Annotated in this window: 18 protein-coding genes; all 18 read right to left on the reverse strand. The window is 74.0% G+C overall.

Features of this window, described 5'->3' with window-relative positions:
* Positions 1–14 precede the first annotated feature (14 nt).
* The 18 genes from coaBC to aroC all read right to left on the reverse strand — a co-directional run bounded on the left by coaBC (position 15) and on the right by aroC (position 18,412).
* Positions 15–1,376: a bifunctional phosphopantothenoylcysteine decarboxylase/phosphopantothenate--cysteine ligase CoaBC gene (gene coaBC, locus IEW07_RS11335; RefSeq protein WP_503826678.1), complete on the reverse strand. Its 1,362-nt coding sequence runs from the start codon at positions 1,374–1,376 to the stop codon at positions 15–17.
* Complete coding sequence (gene rpoZ, locus IEW07_RS11340) at positions 1,303–1,818, reverse strand: DNA-directed RNA polymerase subunit omega (protein WP_188537293.1); 516 nt, start codon at positions 1,816–1,818, stop codon at positions 1,303–1,305. The genes coaBC and rpoZ overlap by 74 nt, the downstream gene beginning before the upstream one ends.
* A gap of 28 nt (positions 1,819–1,846) precedes the next feature.
* Positions 1,847–2,470 (reverse strand): guanylate kinase, encoded by a 624-nt coding sequence (gmk, locus tag IEW07_RS11345; protein ID WP_229741791.1) that lies wholly within the window; start codon positions 2,468–2,470, stop codon positions 1,847–1,849.
* 97 nt (positions 2,471–2,567) lie between these two features.
* Positions 2,568–2,882, reverse strand: coding sequence for an integration host factor, actinobacterial type (gene mihF / locus IEW07_RS11350; protein WP_188537294.1), 315 nt, complete (start codon positions 2,880–2,882; stop codon positions 2,568–2,570).
* Positions 2,883–3,109: 227 nt separating this feature from the next.
* Positions 3,110–4,021, reverse strand: a complete 912-nt coding sequence (gene pyrF, locus IEW07_RS11355; protein WP_188537296.1) for an orotidine-5'-phosphate decarboxylase — start codon at positions 4,019–4,021, stop codon at positions 3,110–3,112.
* Complete coding sequence (gene carB, locus IEW07_RS11360; RefSeq protein ID WP_188537298.1) at positions 4,014–7,334, reverse strand: carbamoyl-phosphate synthase large subunit; 3,321 nt, start codon at positions 7,332–7,334, stop codon at positions 4,014–4,016. Before carB ends, pyrF begins: the two co-directional genes overlap by 8 nt.
* A 1-nt stretch (position 7,335) precedes the next feature.
* The gene (carA, locus tag IEW07_RS11365; protein WP_188537300.1) at positions 7,336–8,583 is read right to left on the reverse strand and encodes a glutamine-hydrolyzing carbamoyl-phosphate synthase small subunit; all 1,248 of its coding nucleotides are present in this window, start codon (positions 8,581–8,583) and stop codon (positions 7,336–7,338) included.
* A 50-nt stretch (positions 8,584–8,633) separates the two neighbouring features.
* Positions 8,634–9,140, reverse strand: coding sequence for a PH-like domain-containing protein (locus IEW07_RS11370; RefSeq protein ID WP_188537302.1), 507 nt, complete (start codon positions 9,138–9,140; stop codon positions 8,634–8,636).
* Between the two features lie 59 nt (positions 9,141–9,199).
* Positions 9,200–10,510: a dihydroorotase gene (locus IEW07_RS11375; RefSeq protein WP_188537304.1), complete on the reverse strand. Its 1,311-nt coding sequence runs from the start codon at positions 10,508–10,510 to the stop codon at positions 9,200–9,202.
* Positions 10,511–10,514: 4 nt separating this feature from the next.
* Entirely contained in the window at positions 10,515–11,516 is a 1,002-nt protein-coding gene (locus tag IEW07_RS11380; RefSeq protein WP_188537306.1) for an aspartate carbamoyltransferase catalytic subunit, read from the reverse strand.
* Positions 11,513–12,136 carry a bifunctional pyr operon transcriptional regulator/uracil phosphoribosyltransferase PyrR gene (pyrR, locus tag IEW07_RS11385; RefSeq protein WP_188537308.1) on the reverse strand — a complete coding sequence of 208 codons (624 nt, stop codon included), beginning with the start codon at positions 12,134–12,136 and terminating at the stop codon, positions 11,513–11,515. The genes IEW07_RS11380 and pyrR overlap by 4 nt, the downstream gene beginning before the upstream one ends.
* 248 nt (positions 12,137–12,384) lie before the next feature.
* Complete coding sequence (locus IEW07_RS11390; RefSeq protein WP_188537310.1) at positions 12,385–13,176, reverse strand: ABC transporter permease; 792 nt, start codon at positions 13,174–13,176, stop codon at positions 12,385–12,387.
* Positions 13,166–14,128: an ABC transporter ATP-binding protein gene (locus IEW07_RS11395; protein WP_229741792.1), complete on the reverse strand. Its 963-nt coding sequence runs from the start codon at positions 14,126–14,128 to the stop codon at positions 13,166–13,168. The genes IEW07_RS11390 and IEW07_RS11395 overlap by 11 nt, the downstream gene beginning before the upstream one ends.
* Positions 14,129–14,328: 200 nt before the next feature.
* Positions 14,329–14,739, reverse strand: a complete 411-nt coding sequence (nusB, locus tag IEW07_RS11400; protein ID WP_188537312.1) for a transcription antitermination factor NusB — start codon at positions 14,737–14,739, stop codon at positions 14,329–14,331.
* A complete protein-coding gene (efp, locus tag IEW07_RS11405; protein WP_188537314.1) occupies positions 14,736–15,299 on the reverse strand; it encodes an elongation factor P in 564 nt (187 codons plus the stop codon). The genes nusB and efp overlap by 4 nt, the downstream gene beginning before the upstream one ends.
* Before the next feature lie 172 nt (positions 15,300–15,471).
* Positions 15,472–16,575, reverse strand: a complete 1,104-nt coding sequence (gene aroB, locus IEW07_RS11410; protein ID WP_188537316.1) for a 3-dehydroquinate synthase — start codon at positions 16,573–16,575, stop codon at positions 15,472–15,474.
* On the reverse strand, positions 16,572–17,168 hold the full coding sequence (locus IEW07_RS11415) for a shikimate kinase (protein WP_188537318.1): 597 nt from the start codon (positions 17,166–17,168) through the stop codon (positions 16,572–16,574). The genes aroB and IEW07_RS11415 overlap by 4 nt, the downstream gene beginning before the upstream one ends.
* Positions 17,165–18,412, reverse strand: a complete 1,248-nt coding sequence (gene aroC / locus IEW07_RS11420) for a chorismate synthase (RefSeq protein ID WP_188537320.1) — start codon at positions 18,410–18,412, stop codon at positions 17,165–17,167. The genes IEW07_RS11415 and aroC overlap by 4 nt, the downstream gene beginning before the upstream one ends.
* Positions 18,413–18,443 lie beyond the last annotated feature (31 nt).

The following is an 18,443-nucleotide window of genomic DNA, read 5'->3' on the forward strand; positions in this document are numbered from 1 at the left end:
CCGGGTGGCGCCGCTCAGGCGCGGACGGCCGCCAGCTCCTGCCCGATGCGCTCCACGAGCCCGCGGGCGACGTCGGCCTTCGAGCCCTCGAGCACCTGCTCGGGGCCCCCGGCGGCGCTGAGGACGGTGAGCACGGTGGCGTCCTGGCCGAACACGAGGTTCTCCCCCACCTGGTTGACGGCCAGCAGGTCGCAGCCCTTGCGGGCGAGCTTCTGCCGCCCGAAGGTCAGCGGGTCGGTCCGGTCGTCGCCGGTCTCGGCGGCGAAGCCCACGACGAGCTGGCGGCGCCGGGCGGTGTTGCGCAGGTCCACCAGCTCCCGCAGGACGTCGGGGTTGCGCACGAGCTCGATGACGGGGTTGGACCCGTCCTCGGCCTTCTTCATCTTGGCGTCGGCGACCCGGGCGGGCCGGTAGTCGGCGACCGCGGCGGCCATCACGACGACGTCGGCGCGGGCGGCCGCGCGCACGCAGGCGCGGCGCAGCTGCTCCGCGGTGCCCACGTGCTCGACCTCCACCCCCGCGGGGACGGGGGCCTCCAGGTGCGCGGCCACGAGGACGACGTCGGCGCCGGCGTCGCGGGCGGCGGCGGCGACGGCGATGCCCTGCTTGCCCGAGGAGCGGTTGCCGAGGAAGCGCACGGGGTCCAGGGGCTCGCGGGTGCCGCCGGCGCTGACGAGCACGCGCAGACCGGCCAGCGGCCCGGCGGCGGGCTCGTCCCGGGCGGCCAGGCGCAGGGCGGCGTCGTGGATCGCCTCGGGCTCGGGCAGCCGGCCGGGGCCGGAGTCCGGGCCGGTGAGCCGGCCGACGGCCGGCTCGAGCACGGTGTGCCCGTGGGCGCGCAGCAGGTCCACGTTCGCCTGGGTCGCGGGGTTGAGCCACATCTCGGTGTGCATGGCCGGGGCGAAGAGCACGGGCGCCCGCGTGGCCAGCAGCGTGGTGGTCAGCAGGTCGTCGGCGAGCCCGTGCGCGGCGCGCGCGAGCAGGTCCGCGGTCGCGGGGGCGACGACGACGAGGTCGGCGGTCTGCCCCTGGTGGACGTGGTTGACCTCGTCCACCCGGTCGAACACGTCCGTGCTGACCGGGTGCCCCGACAGTGCCTCCCACGTGGGGGCGCCCACGAACCGCAGCGCCGCCTCCGTGGGGATGGGCACGACGTCGTGGCCGCTCTCGGTGAACAGGCGCAGCAGCAGCGCCGCCTTGTACGCGGCGATGCCCCCGCCGACGCCCAGGACGACCTTCACGGTGTGCTCACGAGTGCGCTCACGGGGGCGTCGTCGGGGCCGCGGCGGCCTGCCGGGCTGTTCACAGGTCGCCGGGGGCCTGTCCGGGCTCCTCCGGGACCTCGTCCGCGGCGTCGCCGGAACCGGAGGCGTCACGGTCCGGCTCGCCGCCGGGCAGGTCGCCGAGCGGGGTGGAGAAGTCCACGGAGGCGCCGTCGGAGAAGGCGGACCCGGCGGAGAACCCGGTCGTGTCCTCCTCGGTGCCCTGGGCGAAGAAGTCGGCGCCGAAGACGTCGGCGGCGAGGTCCTCCTCCGTGGTGAGCTGGCCGTTCTCGGCGAAGCCGGCGTGCTCGACGGGGCGGCCCTCGATGAGCCCCTCGTCGATCTCGCGGAAGGCGATGGACAGCGGCTTCTCGTTGAGCTGGGTGTCGACGAGCGGGCCGACGTACTCGAACAGCCCCTCGTGCAGCTGCGAGTAGTAGGCATTGATCTGCCGGGCGCGCCGGGCGCCGAAGATCACGAGCCCGTACTTGGAGTCGGACTTCTTCAGCAGGGCGTCGATCGGCGGGTGGATGATGCCTTTGGCGTGGGTAGACAAGCGATTGCTCCAGACGAGGTGGACGGGTTCAGGATGCCTGCACGGGGTCGACCCCCATGAGCGACACGAGTTCGGCGGCGGCGCGCTCGACGCGGTCGTTGACGACGGTGTGGTCGAACTCCGGCTCAGCCGCGAGCTCCAGTTTAGCGGTTTCGAGCCGGACCCGCTGCTGCTCCGGGGTCTCGGTGCCCCGGCCCACGAGCCGGGCGACCATCTCGTCCCAGCTGGGCGGGGCCAGGAAGACGAAGTTCGCCTCCGGCATGGTGTTGCGGATCTGCCGGGCGCCCTGCAGGTCGATCTCGAGCAGCACGCTGCGCCCGGCCTCCAGGGCGTGCTCCACGGTGGAGCGCAGGGTGCCGTAGCGGTGGGAGTTGTGCACGACGGCCCACTCCAGCATCTGCCCGTCGCGGACCATGGCGTCGAACTCCTCGTCGGAGACGAAGAAGTAGTGCACGCCGTCGATCTCGCCGGGGCGCGGGTCGCGCGTGGTCGCGGAGACCGACAGCAGCACCTGCGGGTAGTGGTCCCGGACATAGGTGGAGACGGTGCCCTTGCCCACGGCCGTGGGGCCGGCGAGCACGGTGAGGGACGGGCGTCCGGTCTCGTCGCCGGGGACGCGGGTCGGCACGTCGCGGGGCGCGTCAGGGCTCACGGGGATCCTCCTGGGGGTGGGGTGTGTCCCCTCAATCTAGCCGATCGCGCCGGGCCGCCGCGCGCCCCCGCTCTCCCCGGGGGCGCGCGGCCGGTGCTCAGCGGTCCAGGAGCTCGATGAGCGCCCTGCGCTGGTGCACGCCGAGCCCGCGCAGCCGGCGCGTGCGGGCGATGCCGATCTCGTCCATGATCGCCGCGGACCGGACCTTCCCGATCCCCGGGGTGGACTCGAGCAGGTCCGAGACCTTCAGCCGGCTCACGGCCTCGTCCTGGTCGGCGCGCTCGAGGATCTGCGCCACCGTCATCCGCCGCTCCCGCAGGCCCTTCTTCACGTCGGCGCGGGCGGTGCGCGCCCTCGTGGCCTTCTCCCGCGCGGCGGCCCGCTCGTCGTCGGTCAACGGACGCAGTGCCATGTAGATCCTCCTCGTCACGACGGGCCGCAGCCCCCGTCCCGCGGTGGGACGGACAGCCCGTTTGCATCTGAAACTACATGACTAACGATGGATCGTAAACAGGTGGAACCCGCGCGTGACCAGGCGTGTCGCTGCGGAGCGCGAGGAGCGGGGGGTCCCCCCGGGCACGGGAGAGCCCCGGCGCGGCCCCGGGCGGGGGGCTCGCGCCGGGGCTCTCCGGCCGGGCGTCAGCCCAGGGCCTCCGCCAGCTCGCCGGCGGAGCGCCGCACGGCCTCCCGCAGGGCCGGCACCGCGGGGCCCTCGCGGAGGATCGCGCGGCTCGACGCGGCCAGCACCTGGCCGCCCGCGGCGCCGAACACGGCCGGGAGGTCCTCCGCGCGCGCCCCCTGGGCGCCGTAGCCGGGGGCGAGCAGCGGGCCCCGCACGGCGGTGAGGTCGATCCCGAGCTCCGCCAGGGCGTCGCCGACGGTGGCCCCGACCACGAGCCCGCAGGAGCCCGTGGCGGACCGGCCGGCCGGCCCCGCCGTCGCGGCGCCGGCCGTGCCCGTCCCGGCCAGGAGGCGGGCGTTCTCCGCCGCGGCGGCCTCGGCCACGGCGCGGGCCACGGAGGCGGCCCCGCCGGCGTGCTGGACGGAGCGGCCCTCCGGGTTGGAGGTCAGGGCGAGCACGAACGTGCCGCGGCCGGTGCGGGCGGCCAGGTCCAGCGCCGGGCGCAGCGACTCGAAGCCGAGGTAGGGGCTGAGCGTCACGGCGTCGGCCGCCAGCGGGGAGCCCTCGCCCAGCCACGCGGCCGCGTAGGCCTCCATGGTCGAGCCGATGTCCCCGCGCTTGGCGTCGGCGACGGTCAGCACGCCCGCCGCGGCGGCCTCCGCGAGCAGCTCCTCCAGGACCGCGAAGCCCGCGGCGCCGTAGGGCTCGAAGAGGGCCACCTGCGGCTTGATCGCCGGGGCGTGCCCGGCGGCGGCCTCCAGCACCGTGCGGGCGAACCGGCGCACGCCCTCGGCGGTGCGGGGCAGCTCCCAGGCGTCGAGCAGGGCGGGGTGCGGGTCGATGCCCACGCACAGGGGCCCGTGGGCGTCCATGGCCGCGGCCAGCCGCGCGCCGAAGGGCGCCCGGGCCGGGGCCGCGGCCTCAGGCACGGACGACCTCGGGCTCCGCCGCGGCCACGGCCTCGCGCAGCCGCGCCTCGTGCTCCTGCAGGCTGGTGACGTCCCAGGCGTAGGAGCGCAGGGCGGTGACGGCCTGCAGGGCCGCGCCGCACTCGGCGACCGTGGTCATGATGGGCACGCCCACGCTCGTGGCCGCCGCGCGGATCTCGTAGCCGTCCCCGCGCGCGTCGCCGCCGGAGGGGGTGTTGAAGATCAGGTCGATCTCCCCGTCGGTGACGAGGTCCACGATGGTGCGCTCGCCCTCGTGCCCCTCGCGGATCTTCTTCACCACGGTGGAGTCGATGCCGTTGCGCCGCAGCACCTCGGCGGTGCCGCCGGTGGAGACGATCTCGAAGCCGAGGTCGCGGAACATGCGGACGTAGACGACCGAGGACCGCTTGTCCTTGTTCGCGACGGAGACGAAGAGCCGCCCGGAGGTCGGCAGCGGCCCGCCCGCGCCGGCCTGGGCCTTGGCGAACGCCGTGTCGAAGTACTTGTCGATGCCCATGACCTCGCCCGTGGAGCGCATCTCCGGCCCGAGCAGGGAGTCGACCACGGCGCCCTCGGCGGTGCGGAACCGGGCGAACGGCAGCACGGCCTCCTTCACGGCCACCGGCGCCGAGGACGGCAGGGTGGTCCCGTCGATCCGCGCGGGCAGGAAGCCCTGCCGGCGCAGCTCCGGGATGGTCGTGCCGGTGCCGATGAGGGCGGCGGCCTTCGCCATCTGCACGCCCGTCGCCTTGGAGACGAACGGGACCGTGCGGGAGGCGCGCGGGTTGGCCTCGATGACGTAGAGGACGTCGGAGGCCAGGGCGAACTGGATGTTGATCAGTCCCTGCACGCCGACGCCGCGGGCGATCGCCAGGGTCGCCTCCCGCACCCGCTCGACCACGTCCGGGCCGAGGGTGATCGAGGGCAGGGTGCACGCGGAGTCGCCGGAGTGGATCCCGGCCTCCTCGATGTGCTCCATGACGCCGCCCACGTAGAGGTCGGTCCCGTCGTAGAGGGCGTCCACGTCGATCTCGATGGCGTCCTCGAGGAACTTGTCGATCAGCGCCGGCCGGGACGGGGAGACCTCGGTGGCGTTCTCGAGGTAGCGGGCCAGGGCGGCCTCGTCGTAGACGATCTCCATGCCGCGCCCGCCCAGGACGTAGGAGGGGCGCACGAGCACGGGGTAGCCGATCTCGTCGGCGATCCGCTTGGCGTCCTGGAACGTGGAGGCCGTGCCGTTCTTGGGCTGGCGCAGGCCGGCCTCGCCGAGCACCCGGGCGAACTCGCCGCGGTCCTCCGCGAGGTCGATGGCCTCCGGGGTCGTGCCGAGGATCGGCACGCCCGCGGCCTTGAGCTGGGCGGCGAGCTTGAGCGGGGTCTGCCCGCCCAGCTGCACGAACACGCCCAGCAGCCCGCCGGTGCGCCGCTCGGTCTCGACGACCTCCATGACGTCCTCGAACGTGAGCGGCTCGAAGTACAGGCGCGTGGAGATGTCGTAGTCGGTGGAGACGGTCTCCGGGTTGCAGTTGACCATGACGGTCTCGTAGCCCGCCTCGCGCAGCACCATGGACGCGTGCACACAGGAGTAGTCGAACTCGATGCCCTGCCCGATCCGGTTCGGGCCCGAGCCCAGGATCATCACCGAGGGCGACTCGTGCTGCCCGACCTCCGACTCCTCGTCGTAGGAGGAGTAGTGGTACGGGGTGAACGCCTCGAACTCGGCCGCGCAGGTGTCCACGGTCTTGAAGACGGGACGGATCCCCAGCGCGTGCCGCACGCCGCGGACCACGGCCTCGTCGAGGTGGACCAGCGCGCCGATCTGCTCGTCGGAGAAGCCGTGCCGCTTGGCCAGCCGCAGCGTCCGGGGGGTGAGGTCGGGGTCCTGGCGCACGGCCTCGGCGACCTCGTTGAGCAGCACGAGCTGGTCGAGGTACCACGGGTCGATGGCCGTGGCCTCGTAGAGCCGCTCCACGCTCGCGCCGGCCAGCAGTGCCTGCTGGACCTGGTGGATCCGCTCCGTGGTGGGGGTGCGGGCCGCCTCCACCAGGCGGTCCAGCCCGGCGGCGTCGAGCTCGGGGCGCTCGAAGGAGAACGCCGAGCCCTTCTGCTCGAGGGAGCGCATGGCCTTCTGCAGGGCCTCGGTGAAGTTGCGCCCGATGGCCATGGCCTCGCCCACGGACTTCATGGTGGTCGTCAGCGTGGGGTCCGCGGCGGGGAACTTCTCGAACGCGAAGCGCGGGACCTTCACGACGACGTAGTCCAGCGTCGGCTCGAAGGAGGCGGGGGTCTTGCGGGTGATGTCGTTGGGGATCTCGTCGAGGGTGTAGCCCAGGGACAGCTTCGTGGCGATCTTGGCGATCGGGAAGCCGGTGGCCTTCGACGCGAGGGCCGAGGAGCGGGAGACGCGCGGGTTCATCTCGATGACGACGACGCGGCCGGTGTCCGGCTCGATCGCGAACTGGATGTTGCACCCGCCGGTGTCCACGCCGACCTCGCGGATCACGGCGATCGCGATGTCGCGGAGGTTCTGGTACTCGCGGTCGGTGAGCGTCATGGCCGGGGCCACGGTGATGGAGTCGCCGGTGTGCACGCCCACGGGGTCGAAGTTCTCGATGGAGCACACGACCACGACGTTGTCGTTCTTGTCGCGCATCATCTCCAGCTCGTACTCCTTCCAGCCGAGGATGGACTCCTCGAGGAGCACCTCGGAGGTGGGGCTGTACTGGATGCCGGCGCCGGCGATGCGGTGCAGGTCGGTCTCGTTGTACGCCATGCCGGAGCCGAGGCCGCCCATGGTGAAGGAGGGGCGCACGACCATCGGGTAGCCCAGCTCCTCGGCGGCGGCCAGGGCCTCCGGCATGGAGTGGACGATGACCGAGCGGGCGGACTCGGCGCCGCAGCGCTCGACGACGCCCTTGAACTTCTCCCGGTCCTCGCCGAGGTTGATGGCCTCGACGTTGGCGCCGATCAGCTCCACCCCGTACTTCTCGAGCACGCCGTTGGCGTCGAGGGCGATCGCGGTGTTGAGCGCGGTCTGCCCGCCCAGGGTGGGCAGCACGGCGTCCGGGCGCTCCTTGGCGATGATCTTCTCGACGACCTCGGGGGTGATGGGCTCCACGTAGGTGGCGTCCGCGAACTCGGGGTCGGTCATGATGGTCGCCGGGTTGGAGTTCACGAGGATGACGCGGAGGCCCTCCTCCTTGAGCACCCGGAGGGCCTGCGTGCCCGAGTAGTCGAACTCGGCGGCCTGGCCGATGACGATCGGCCCGGAGCCGATGACCAGCACGCTCTTGAGATCTGTCCTGCGCGGCATGTCAGTGCTGCCCTTCCGTGTCTGCGTCCCGGGTCTCCTGCGCGCCCTGCGCGCCGCCGGGGACGGCGTTGTCGATGGTGGTGTCGGCCGGGCCGTCACGGTAGCTGTCCATCAGCTCGACGAACCGCCCGAAGAGGTACGACGCGTCGTGCGGGCCGGCGGCGGCTTCGGGGTGGTACTGCACCGAGAACGCGGGCAGGTCCAGGCAGTTCAGGCCCTCGACGACGTCGTCGTTGAGGCACACGTGGCTGACCTCCACCCGGCCGAACTCGGCCTCCGGGGCGGTCACCGGCCCCTCCAGCGGGGCGTCGACGGCGAAGCCGTGGTTGTGCGCGGTGATCTCCACCCGGCGGGTCCTCCGGTCCAGGACGGGCTGGTTGATCCCGCGGTGGCCGAAGACGAGCTTGTAGGTGCCGAAGCCCAGCGCCCGCCCCAGGAGCTGGTTGCCGAAGCAGATCCCGAAGAAGGGGATCCGGGCGCGCAGCACCTCGCGCAGGGTCTCGATCTGGGTCCGGGCGGTCGCGGGGTCGCCGGGGCCGTTGGAGAAGAACACGCCGGAGGGGCGCAGGGCCGCGATCTGCTCGAACCCGGTGCCGGCGGGGACCACGTGCACGCGCACGCCGCGCTCGGCGAAGCGGTGCGGGGTCATGGACTTGATGCCCAGGTCCACCGCGACCAGCTCGTGGCGCACCTCGCCCGTCCAGCCGTGCTCGGCGGGCTCCACGACGTAGGCCTCGGGGGCGGTGACGGTCTCGGCGAGGGAGCGTCCCTCCATCCGCTCGCTCGCGGCGACCTCGGCCACGAGCTCGGCCTCCGGGCGCAGGGCGGCGTCGCCGGAGAAGATGCCGCCGCGCATCGCGCCGCGGTCGCGCAGGTGGCGGGTGATCGCCCGGGTGTCGACGTCCTGGATCCCGACGACGCCCTGCGCGGCCAGCTGCTCGTCGAGGGGGCCCTCGGAGCGCCAGCTGGAGGGGCGGCGGGCGGCGTCGCGCACGACGTAGCCGGCGACCCAGATCCGCCGGGACTCGGCGTCTGCGGCGTTGACGCCGGTGTTGCCGATGTGCGGTGCGGTCTGCACCACGAGCTGGCCTGCGTAGGAGGGGTCGGTGATGGTCTCCTGGTAGCCGGTCATGCCGGTGGAGAACACGGCCTCGCCGAGGGCGGTGCCGAGCGCGCCGTAGGCGCGGCCGCGGAAGACGCGGCCGTCCTCCAGCACGAACACGGCGGGTTCAGTGGTGATCGAGCTCAAGGTCGTCCTCACGTTCGTTGCTGCGGGTCGGAAGGGTCTGGGGGGCCGGCTCAGGCGCGCAGCCCGGGGGCGATGGCCTCGACGGCGGACAGGAAGCGCTGCTTGTCCTCGGCGTGCTGGGTGCGGAAGCCGGTGTCCACGACGGTGTCGCCGAGCGTCCAGGTGAGCACGGCGAGGCCGTCCTTCTCCACGAACTTCCCGGCCATCCCGGACTGCGTGCCCACCGAGACGACGTCCGCGGCGGGCACGAAGAGGGCGGGGGCGCCCCGGCGGTCGTAGAGCACGCCCTCGTCGAGGACGAGGACGCGGGCCCGGGCGCTCAGGCCCAGGCCGCGGGCGGCGATCCGCTCGAGCGGGGCGCCGGCCTCCGTGGTGCTCACGTACATCCCCGGCACGGCCAGGAGGGGCTCGCGGTCCTCGACCCCCGCCGGCAGCTCCGGCAGCGGGGCGATCCCGGACTGGCGCCGCACGCGGGAGGTCCAGCCCCGGCGGATCAGGGCGAACAGGGCGGCGACCACGAGGACCGTGACGACCACGGTGGTGAACTGGTATCCCATGGGACGGGAGCCTCCAGGCGGTGAGGGGGAAGGACGTGGGGTTCGGGGGCGGGCCCCGCTCAGGCGCGGGGCGCCGGGCTGTTCAGGGCGCCGTCCAGGACGGTCGGGTGGCCGCGGAAGAAGGTCGCGCGCACGGCGCCCGGCAGCTCCATCCCGCGGTAGGGGCTGTTGCGGCCCTTCGACGCGTGCCGGGCCGGGTCGACCACCGTGGTGGCGGCGGGGTCCCAGAGCGTGATGTTCGCGGGCTCGCCCTCCGCGAGGGGCCGGCCCTGGGTGCCGAGGCGGCCGATCCTCGCCGGGGTCTCGGAGGTGATCCGGGCGACGTCGCGCCAGGTGAGCAGGCCGGTGTCCACGAGGCTGAGCTGCACGACCGACAGGGCGGTCTCGAGGCCCGTCATGCCGTTGGCCGCGCAGGACCACTCGCACTCCTTGTCCTCGGCCGGGTGCGGGGCGTGGTCGGTGCCGATGACGTCGATCGTCCCGTCGGCGACGGCCCGGCGCAGGGCGTGGACGTCCTCGTCCGTGCGCAGCGGCGGGTTCACCTTGTAGACGGGGTCGAAGGTGCGGACGCGCTCGTCGGTGAGCAGCAGGTGGTGCGGGGTGACCTCGGCGGTGACGTCGATGCCGCGCTGCTTGGCCCAGCGCACGATGTCCACGGAGCCCCGGGTGGAGAGGTGGCAGATGTGCACGCGGGAGCCGACGTGCTCGGCGAGCAGCACGTCGCGGGCGATGATCGCCTCCTCCGCGACCGCCGGCCAGCCGGTGAGGCCGAGCTCGGCGGAGACGGTGCCCTCGTTCATCTGGGCGCCCTCGGTGAGCCGGGGCTCCTGGGCGTGCTGGGCCACGACGCCGTCGAAGCCCTTGACGTACTCGAGCGCCCGGCGCATCAGCACCGGGTCGTGCACGCACATCCCGTCGTCGGAGAAGACCCGCACGGCGGCGCGGGAGTGGGCCATCGCCATGATCTCGGACAGCCGCTCCCCCGCGAGCCCGACGGTCACGGCGCCCACGGGGCGGACGTCGACCCAGCCGGCGGCCCGGCCGAGCTCGAGCACCTGCTCCACGACGCCCGCGGTGTCCGCGACGGGGTTGGAGTTGGCCATGGCGAAGACGGCGGTGTAGCCGCCGAGGGCCGCGGCCCGGGTGCCGGTCTCGACGGTCTCGGCGTCCTCCCGGCCCGGCTCGCGCAGGTGGGTGTGGATGTCCACGAGCCCGGGCAGGGCGACCAGCCCGGCGGCGTCGACGACGACGGCGTCGCCGGCCTCGGCGGACAGGTCGGGGCCGATGCGCTGGATGACGCCCTCGGCGACGAGGAGGTCGGCGGTCTGCTCGCCGAGCAGGGCGGCGCCCTTGATGAGGTACGAGGTCACGGTCTCAGCGCTCCTGGGGGTGTGCGGGGTCGGACGGGGTGTCGAGGTCGTCGCCGGAGAGCAGCAGGTAGAGCACCGACATGCGCACGGAGACGCCGTTGCGGACCTGGTCCAGGACGGTGGAGCGCGGCGAGTCCGCGGCGGCGGAGGAGATCTCCAGGCCCCGGTTCATCGGGCCCGGGTGCATGATCGCGGTGGTCGCGCCGGCCGCGTCGAGGGCGGCGACCCGCTCGGGGGTCAGGCCCCACTCGCGGGCGTACTCCTGGGCGGTGGGGAAGAACGCGGCGTTCATCCGCTCCCGCTGCACGCGCAGCATCATCACGGCGTCCGGGGCGGGGTCGAGGGCCTCGTCGAGGGAGAACACGACCTCGCACGGCCAGTCCGCGATGCCCACGGGCAGCAGGGTGGGCGGGGCGACGAACGTGACGCGGGCGCCGAGGGCCGTGAGCAGCCACAGGTCGGAGCGGGCCACCCGGGAGTGCAGGACGTCGCCGACGATCACCACGTGCATGCCCTCGAGGTCCAGCCCCCGGGTGCCGGCGCGGCCCTCGGTGCGGGCGCGGTGCTGGCGCAGCGTCATGGCGTCGAGCAGCGCCTGCGTGGGGTGCTCGTGGGTGCCGTCACCGGCGTTGACCACGGCGGCGTCGATCCAGCCGGACTCGGCCAGCTGCTGCGGGGAGCCGGAGGCGGAGTGGCGGATCACCACGGCGTCGGCGCTCATCGCGGCGAGGGTCTGGGCCGTGTCCTTGAGGGACTCGCCCTTGGAGACCGAGGAGCCCTTGGCGGAGAAGTTCAGCACGTCCGCGGAGAGCCGCTTGGCGGCCGACTCGAAGGAGATGCGGGTGCGGGTCGAGTCCTCAAAGAAGAGGTTGACGACGGTGCGCCCGCGCAGCGCCGGGAGCTTCTTGACGGAGCGCTGCCCGACGGCGGCCATCTGGTCCGCGGTGTCCAGGATCGTCAGGGCCTCGTCGTAGGACAGGTCCTTGGTGGAGAGCAGGTGCCTCATGCGCCGGCCGCCCGGGCGGGTGCCTCGATCACGACGCAGTCGGCGTGCTCGGCCGCCCTGGGGTCGGGATCCGTCTCGGCGAGCCGGACGCGGACCTTCTCCTGGGAGGAGGTGGGCAGGTTCTTGCCCACGTGGTCGGCACGGATGGGCAGCTCGCGGTGGCCGCGGTCGACGAGCACGGCCAGGCGGACCACGCGGGGCCGGCCGACGTCCACGAGGGCGTCGAGGGCGGCCCGGACGGTGCGCCCGGAGTAGAGGACGTCGTCGACGAGGACCACGGTGCGCCCGTCGATGCCCTGGACCGGGATGCGCGTGGGCTGGGGGGTGCGGGCGGGGTTCTTGCGCAGGTCGTCGCGGAACATCGTGACGTCGAGCTGGCCGGTGCTGGCGGCGGGGTCGAAGTCCGGGTCGGTCGCGGCGATCTTCTCCGCGATGCGCTGCGCCAGCGGGTAGCCGCGGCGGGGGATGCCGAGCAGGACGAGGTCCGAGCTGCCCTTGTTGGACTCGAGGATCTCGTGGGCGATGCGCGTCAGGGCGCGGTCGATGTCGGCTGCCGAGAGGATGACGCGCGCGGTCGCGGGCCCCGTCGGGGGACCGGCCGTGGAGGTGTCGTCGTTCATGGGTGCCGCCTCCTTCCCCGCCTCACAGGACGGACTTAAAGGTTGCTTGCTCAACCCAAACTAGCACAGCGCCCCTGGTCACCCGGCCCCGGGGGGACGTGATGCGCGCCTCCCCGGCCGGCCGGGCACGGGCTCAGGCCCGGCCGGCGAGCTCCCCGATCCAGTCGCCCAGGGCGGCGAGGGCGCCCGGGGTGAGGCCGTGCCCGCCCGGCTCCCGGCGCGCGGTCACGGAGGCGCCGGGCGCCGTGTCAGGTGCTGTGGTCCGCCCGCTCCCACCACACCGCGGTGGCCGCGGAGCACCCCGCGGCGAGCAGCACGACCGCCGCGATCCCGGCGGCGCCGGGTGCCGGGTGGCCGGGCCCCGCGGTGCCGGCGAGCAGGGCCGGCACCGCCCACGGGAACCAGGCGCCGTAGCCGACCGCGGCCACCACCTGGGCGGCGAGCACCGTGAGGAACAGGACGCCGACGGCGGGCAGGTAGCCGCGGCCCACGCTGGCCGCCAGGCCGTAGGTGGTGGCCAGCCCGGCGGTCAGCGCGGCCGTGGCCAGCACGGTGCCCGCCCCCTGCAGCGCCGTCGACGGGGACCACCCGGGCAGCTCCAGCAGCGCGCCGGAGGCCAGGACCGTCCCCAGGAGCAGGACGGTGAGCGCGAGGCACCACGCCAGGCCGAGGACCAGCTTGGCCAGGACGACAGCCCGCCGCGGGACGGGCAGGGCCAGCAGGTCCTTGGCGGTCCGGTCCGAGAACTCCCGCCCGAAGAGCCACAGCGCCACCGTGCCGAAGACGATCAGCCCGCCGACCGCCACGACCTGCGCGGCGAGCGAGAACGCCCCCGCCCAGTCGGCGGCGCCGCCCGCGAGCTGGGCCTTGGCGCCGAGCAGGCCCAGCTCGCGGGCGCGGGCGGGGTCCTGGAGCACGAAGAGGAAGAAGGCCGAGACCAGCCCGGCCAGGACCATGGCGGCCCCCGTGGCCCAGGGCACGCGGGAGCGGCGCACCTTGAGGGCCTCCGCGCGCAGGGCGGCGGACAGGTCACCGGTCACCGGGGCTCCCGGCCGGGTCGGCGCCGACGACCCGCAGGAAGTGGCTCTCGAGGTCCTCCTGGACGACGGCCAGGCCGGTGGGCGGCACGCCGGAGCGCACGAGGACGGTGGCCACGGCGTCGGGGCGGTCCCGGGACCACGCGTCCTCGAGGAGCACGGCGCCGGGGACGCGCCGCGGGGCGAGCCCGGCGCGGGTCAGGGCGTCGGCGGCGCGCGCGTCGTCGCGCGTGGTGACCCGCACGTGCCGGTGGACGCGCCGGGCGAGGGCCGCCGCGTCGAGCTCCTCCACGAGCCGGCCCTCGTGCAGCACCCCGATCCGGGTGGCGATGCGGGCCACCTCGCCCAGGAGGTGGCTGGAGAGCAGGACGGTCGCCCCGTGCTCGCGGGCGAGGCCGGCCAGGAGGGCGCGGATCTCGGCGACCCCGGCGGGGTCGAGCCCGTTGACCGGCTCGTCCAGCACGACGAGCTCGGGCCGGTGCAGCAGCGCCTTGGCCAGGCCGAGGCGCTGGAGATTGCCGAGGGAGAGGGCCCGGGCCCGCCGGTCGGCGTAGGCGGTCAGCCCGAAGCGCTCCACGGCGTCGTCGACCGCCGTGCGGTCCGGCAGGCGGCGGAGGTAGCGGACGACCTCGAGGTTCTCGCGGACGGTCAGCTCGGGGTACGCCGAGGGGGTCTCCACGAGGTAGCCGACCCGGGCCCAGGTGCGCCGGTCCCCCACCGGCCGGCCCAGCAGCGCGGCCGTCCCGCCGCTGGGCCGGACCATGCCCAGCAGCAGGCGCAGGAGGGTGGTCTTGCCCGCGCCGTTGAGCCCCAGCAGCGCGTAGACCTCGCCCGCCCCGATGCTCAGGGAGACGGAGTCCACGGCGCTCACCGGCCCGTAGCGCTTGGAGACCTCGTGGAGGAGCACCCGCGGCGGCCCGCCCGCCGCCCCGGCGCTCCCGTCCGGACCGTCCACCGACCCTCCTCACGCCGTGCCCGCGCGGCCGCCCCCCGGGCGGCCTCCTCCTCGGAGGGTAGCCCCCCGGCGCGGGGCGTCAACGGCGGCCCGGACACGGACGGACGCGCCGCGGCGCACCGGCAGACGCGGGCGCCCCGTGCTCCGGCGCGCGGCGGCGCGGGAGCACGGGGCGCCCGGGTGGCGACCGCGGTGCGGGCTCAGCCCAGCAGGGTCGGCTTCATCTTCTGCAGGCGGCCGAGCAGGCCGTTGACGAAGCCCGGGGACTCGTCGCCGGAGAGCTCCTTGGCCACGTTGACGGCCTCGGCCACGGCGACGGCGTCGGGGACGTCGTCGTTGAACAGCAGCTCCCAGGCGCCCACGCGCAGGACGTTGCGGTCCACGGCGGGCATGCGCTCCAGGGTCCAGCCCTGGGAGTACGTCTCGAGGTACTCGTCGATCTCACCGCGGCGCATGAGCACGCCCAGCACCAGCTCCTCCGCGTACGGGGAGACCAGGGCGTCGCTGTGCAGGCGGCGCCGCTCCATGACCTGCCGGGCGTCCTCGTGGCGCTGCTCGGCCTCGAAGAGGATCTCGACGGCGCGGCGGCGCGCCTTGCCCCGGGCGCTCACTCGTTGACGCGGCCGAGGTAGTCGCCCGTGCGGGTGTCGACCTTGACCTTGGTGCCCTGCTCGAGGAAGAGGGGCACCTGGATCTGGTAGCCGGTCTCCACGGTGGCGGGCTTGGTGCCGCCGGTGGAGCGGTCGCCCTGCAGGCCCGGCTCGGTGTAGGTGATCTCGAGGACCACGGAGGCGGGCAGCTCGATGTAGAGCGGGGCCCCCTCGTGCATGGCGATGGTCACGTTCAGGTTCTCGAGCATGAAGTTCGCGGCGTCGCCCACGACCTCACCGGGGACGGTGATCTGGTCGTAGGTCTTGTTGTCCATGAAGACGTAGTCGGCGCCGTCCTGGTACAGGTACTGGTACTCGCTGCGGTCCACGGTCGCGGTCTCGACCTTGGCGCCCGCGTTGAAGGTCTTGTCGACCACCTTGCCGGAGGTGATGTTGCGCATCTTGGTGCGCACGAACGCCCCGCCCTTGCCCGGCTTGACGTGCTGGAACTCGATGACGTTCCAGAGGTTGCCCTCCAGCTTCAGGACGGTGCCGTTCTTGATGTCGTTGGTGGTAGCCACAGATTCGCTTTCTGGTGGGTCTCGGGGTGCGGGTCGTGGTGGGACGCCGCATCGGTCTCTCGGGGTGCGCGGAGGTCGTCGGGCGGCGCGGCGCGCGGTACCGCCCGGCGCGGACCGGGGTCCAGCTTAGCGCGTCGTCCCCGGGCCCCGCCCGGGGCCCGGGGACGGGGGCTCAGACCGCGATCTCCTGGTAGGTCGCGAAGAGGATCGCGGGGTCCGGGACCTCCATCACCCGCGGCCTGCCGACCGCGTCGAGGACGACGAAGCGCAGGAGGTTCCCGCGGGTCTTCTTGTCCCGCTTCATGACCTCCAGCAGCTTCGGCCACTGGTCGTAGCGGTACGTGGTGGGCAGGCCCAGGGACTCCAGGACCGACCGGTGCCGGTCCACGACCTCGTCGGCGAGGCTGCCGGCGGTGCGGGCGAGCTCCGCGGCGAAGACCATGCCCACGGACACCGCCGCGCCGTGGCGCCACTGGTAGCGCTCGTTGTGCTCGATCGCGTGGCCGAGGGTGTGCCCGTAGTTGAGCACCTCCCGGCGCCCGGCCTCCCGCAGGTCCCCGGAGACGATCTCGGCCTTGACCCGGATGCCGCGCTCGACGAGCTCGCGGACCACGTCCGACTGGGAGTCCCGCACGCCCTGGGGGTTCTGCTCGATCAGCTCGAGGATCCGCTCGTCGGCGATGAAGCCGCACTTGACGACCTCGGCCATGCCGGTGAGCAGCTCGTTCTCGGGCAGCGTCTTCAGGGTGTCGAGGTCGCACAGCACGCCGGCGGGCGGGTGGAACGCGCCCACGAGGTTCTTGCCCTCGGCCGTGTTGATCCCGGTCTTCCCGCCCACCGCGGCGTCGACCATGCCGAGCAGGGTGGTGGGGATGTGCACGACCCGCACCCCGCGCAGCCAGGTGGCGGCCACGAAGCCGGCGACGTCGGAGACCGAGCCCCCGCCCACGGAGACGACCGCGTCGGAGCGGGTGAAGTCGTTCTGGCCCAGGACCTGCCAGCAGAACGCGGCGACCTGGACGTGCTTGCCCTCCTCGGCGTCGGGGATCTCCGCGGTGAAGGCCTGGAAGCCCTGGGTGCGCAGCTCCTCCATGACGACGTCGCCCGTGCTGCGCAGCGCCCGCGGGTGGATGACCAGCACGCGCTGCACCCGGTCGCCGAGCACGCGCGGGATCTCCCCCAGCAGGCCGTGGCCCACGAGGACGTCGTAGTTCTCGGACGGGCCGGCGCCGGTGACGGGGATGGTGGTCACGGTGCCGGGGACGGGCTCGCTCATGCCTGGACCTCCTGGGTGGTGTCGGGCGCGCCGGAGCGCAGGCGGGTGATCGCGGCCTCGAGGTCGGCCCCGATCTCGGCCACGGGCCGGTTGCGCGTGCCGTCGAGGGTGATGTCGGCGAGCTCCTCGTAGCAGCCGCGGCGGGCCTCGTAGAGCTCCTGCCAGCGCCGCTCCGGGTCGGGCTGGAGCATGGGCCGGGTGCGGTTGCCGCTGATCCGGGGCAGGACCGTCTCGGTGTCCACCTTCAGGTAGGCCACGAGCTCGTGCCGCAGCATCTCCCGCACGGAGGGCGTCATGGGGGCGCCCCCGCCCACGGAGAAGATGGCGTTGGCGTGGTCGGGGTCGCGCAGGACCTCCGCGATGGTGTCCGCCTCGAGGTCCCGGAAGTACTTCTCGCCGTGCTCGGCGAAGATCTTCGGGATCACGCCGTGGCGCGAGACGATGACCTGGTCGGCGTCCACGAAGTCGTAGCCGTAGAACTTGGACATGTGCAGCGCCAGGAAGGACTTGCCGGCGGCCATGGGCCCGATCAGCACGACCGGGCGCTGGGGCGCCGGGGCGGCGTCGGCCGGGGCCGGGAACTGTGCGTTCACGCCTGGGCCTCCTCACCGGAGACGGCGGCCTCGTCGAAGGCGCCCAGCTCGCCGGAGGAGGCGAGGGACGCGGGGATCGCCGCGAGGTAGGCGTCCTTGTTCCGCGCGGTCTCGACGATCGAGTCCCCGCCGAACTTCTCGACGACGGCGTCCGCCAGGACGAGGGCGACCATGGCCTCGGCGACCACGCCGGCGGCCGGCACGGCGCACACGTCCGAGCGCTGGTGGTGTGCCCGGGCGGGCTCGCCGGTGGCGACGTCCACGGTGCGCAGGGCCTTCGGGACGGTCGCGATGGGCTTCATGGCCGCGCGCACGCGCAGCACGTCGCCGATCGACATGCCGCCCTCGATCCCGCCGGCGCGGTTGCTGACGCGGTGCACGACGCCGTCGGGGCCGCGCACGATCTCGTCGTGGGCCGCGGAGCCCGGGCGGGCGGCGGTGAGGAAGCCGTCGCCGACCTCCACGCCCTTGATCGCCTGGATGCCCATGAGGGCGCCGGCCAGGCGGGAGTCGAGCCGCCGGTCCCAGTGCACGTAGGAGCCCAGTCCCGGGGGCAGGCTGTAGGCGAGGACCTCGACGACGCCGCCGAGGGTCTCGCCGTCCTTGTGGGCCTGGTCCACGGCCGCCACCATCGCCTCGGAGGTGGCGGCGTCGAAGCAGCGCAGCGGGTCCGCGTCCAGGGCCTCGACGTCGGCGGGCAGCGGGCGGAGGGCGTCCACGGGGGCGCTGACGTCGCCCACGGCGGTCGTGTGCGAGACGAGGCTCACGCCCAGCGCCTCGAGCATCTTCGCGGCGACGACGCCGAGGGCCACGCGGGTGGCGGTCTCCCGGGCGCTGGCGCGCTCCAGGACGGGGCGGGACTCGTCGAAGGCGTACTTCTGCATGCCGGTGAGGTCGGCGTGGCCCGGGCGGGGCCGGGTCAGGGCCGCGTTGCGGGCGCGGCCCTCGAGCACCGCCGGGTCCACCGGGTCCGAGGCCATGACGTCGCGCCACTTGGGCCACTCCGTGTTGGCGATCTCGATCGCCACGGGACCGCCCTGCGTCACGCCGTGGCGCACGCCGCCGAGCAGGCGGACCTGGTCCTGCTCGAACTTCATCCGCGCCCCGCGGCCGTAGCCGAGGCGGCGGCGGGCCAGGGCGGCCTGGACGTCCGCGCTCGTCAGCCCGACCCCGGCGGGGACGCCCTCGATGATCCCGACGAGTGCCTCGCCGTGCGACTCGCCGGCCGTGAGCCAACGCAACATAACAACTCTTTCCGTTCGTGGTCTGGACGGC

The organism is Kocuria dechangensis, assembly GCF_014636775.1.
GTDB lineage: Bacteria > Actinomycetota > Actinomycetes > Actinomycetales > Micrococcaceae > Kocuria > Kocuria dechangensis.

Bases quoted from the DNA above. Each gene is read 5' to 3' on its own strand.
- mihF (WP_188537294.1), bottom strand. From the start codon at position 2,882: ATGGCACTGCGTCCGTTGACCGACGACGAGCGGGCCGCCGCGCGGGAG.
- carB (WP_188537298.1), bottom strand. From the start codon at position 7,334: ATGCCGCGCAGGACAGATCTCAAGAGCGTGCTGGTCATCGGCTCCGGG.
- IEW07_RS11370 (WP_188537302.1), bottom strand. From the start codon at position 9,140: ATGGGATACCAGTTCACCACCGTGGTCGTCACGGTCCTCGTGGTCGCC.
- IEW07_RS11380 (WP_188537306.1), bottom strand. From the start codon at position 11,516: ATGAGGCACCTGCTCTCCACCAAGGACCTGTCCTACGACGAGGCCCTG.
- pyrR (WP_188537308.1), bottom strand. From the start codon at position 12,136: ATGAACGACGACACCTCCACGGCCGGTCCCCCGACGGGGCCCGCGACC.
- aroB (WP_188537316.1), bottom strand. From the start codon at position 16,575: ATGAGCGAGCCCGTCCCCGGCACCGTGACCACCATCCCCGTCACCGGC.
- aroC (WP_188537320.1), bottom strand. From the start codon at position 18,412: ATGTTGCGTTGGCTCACGGCCGGCGAGTCGCACGGCGAGGCACTCGTC.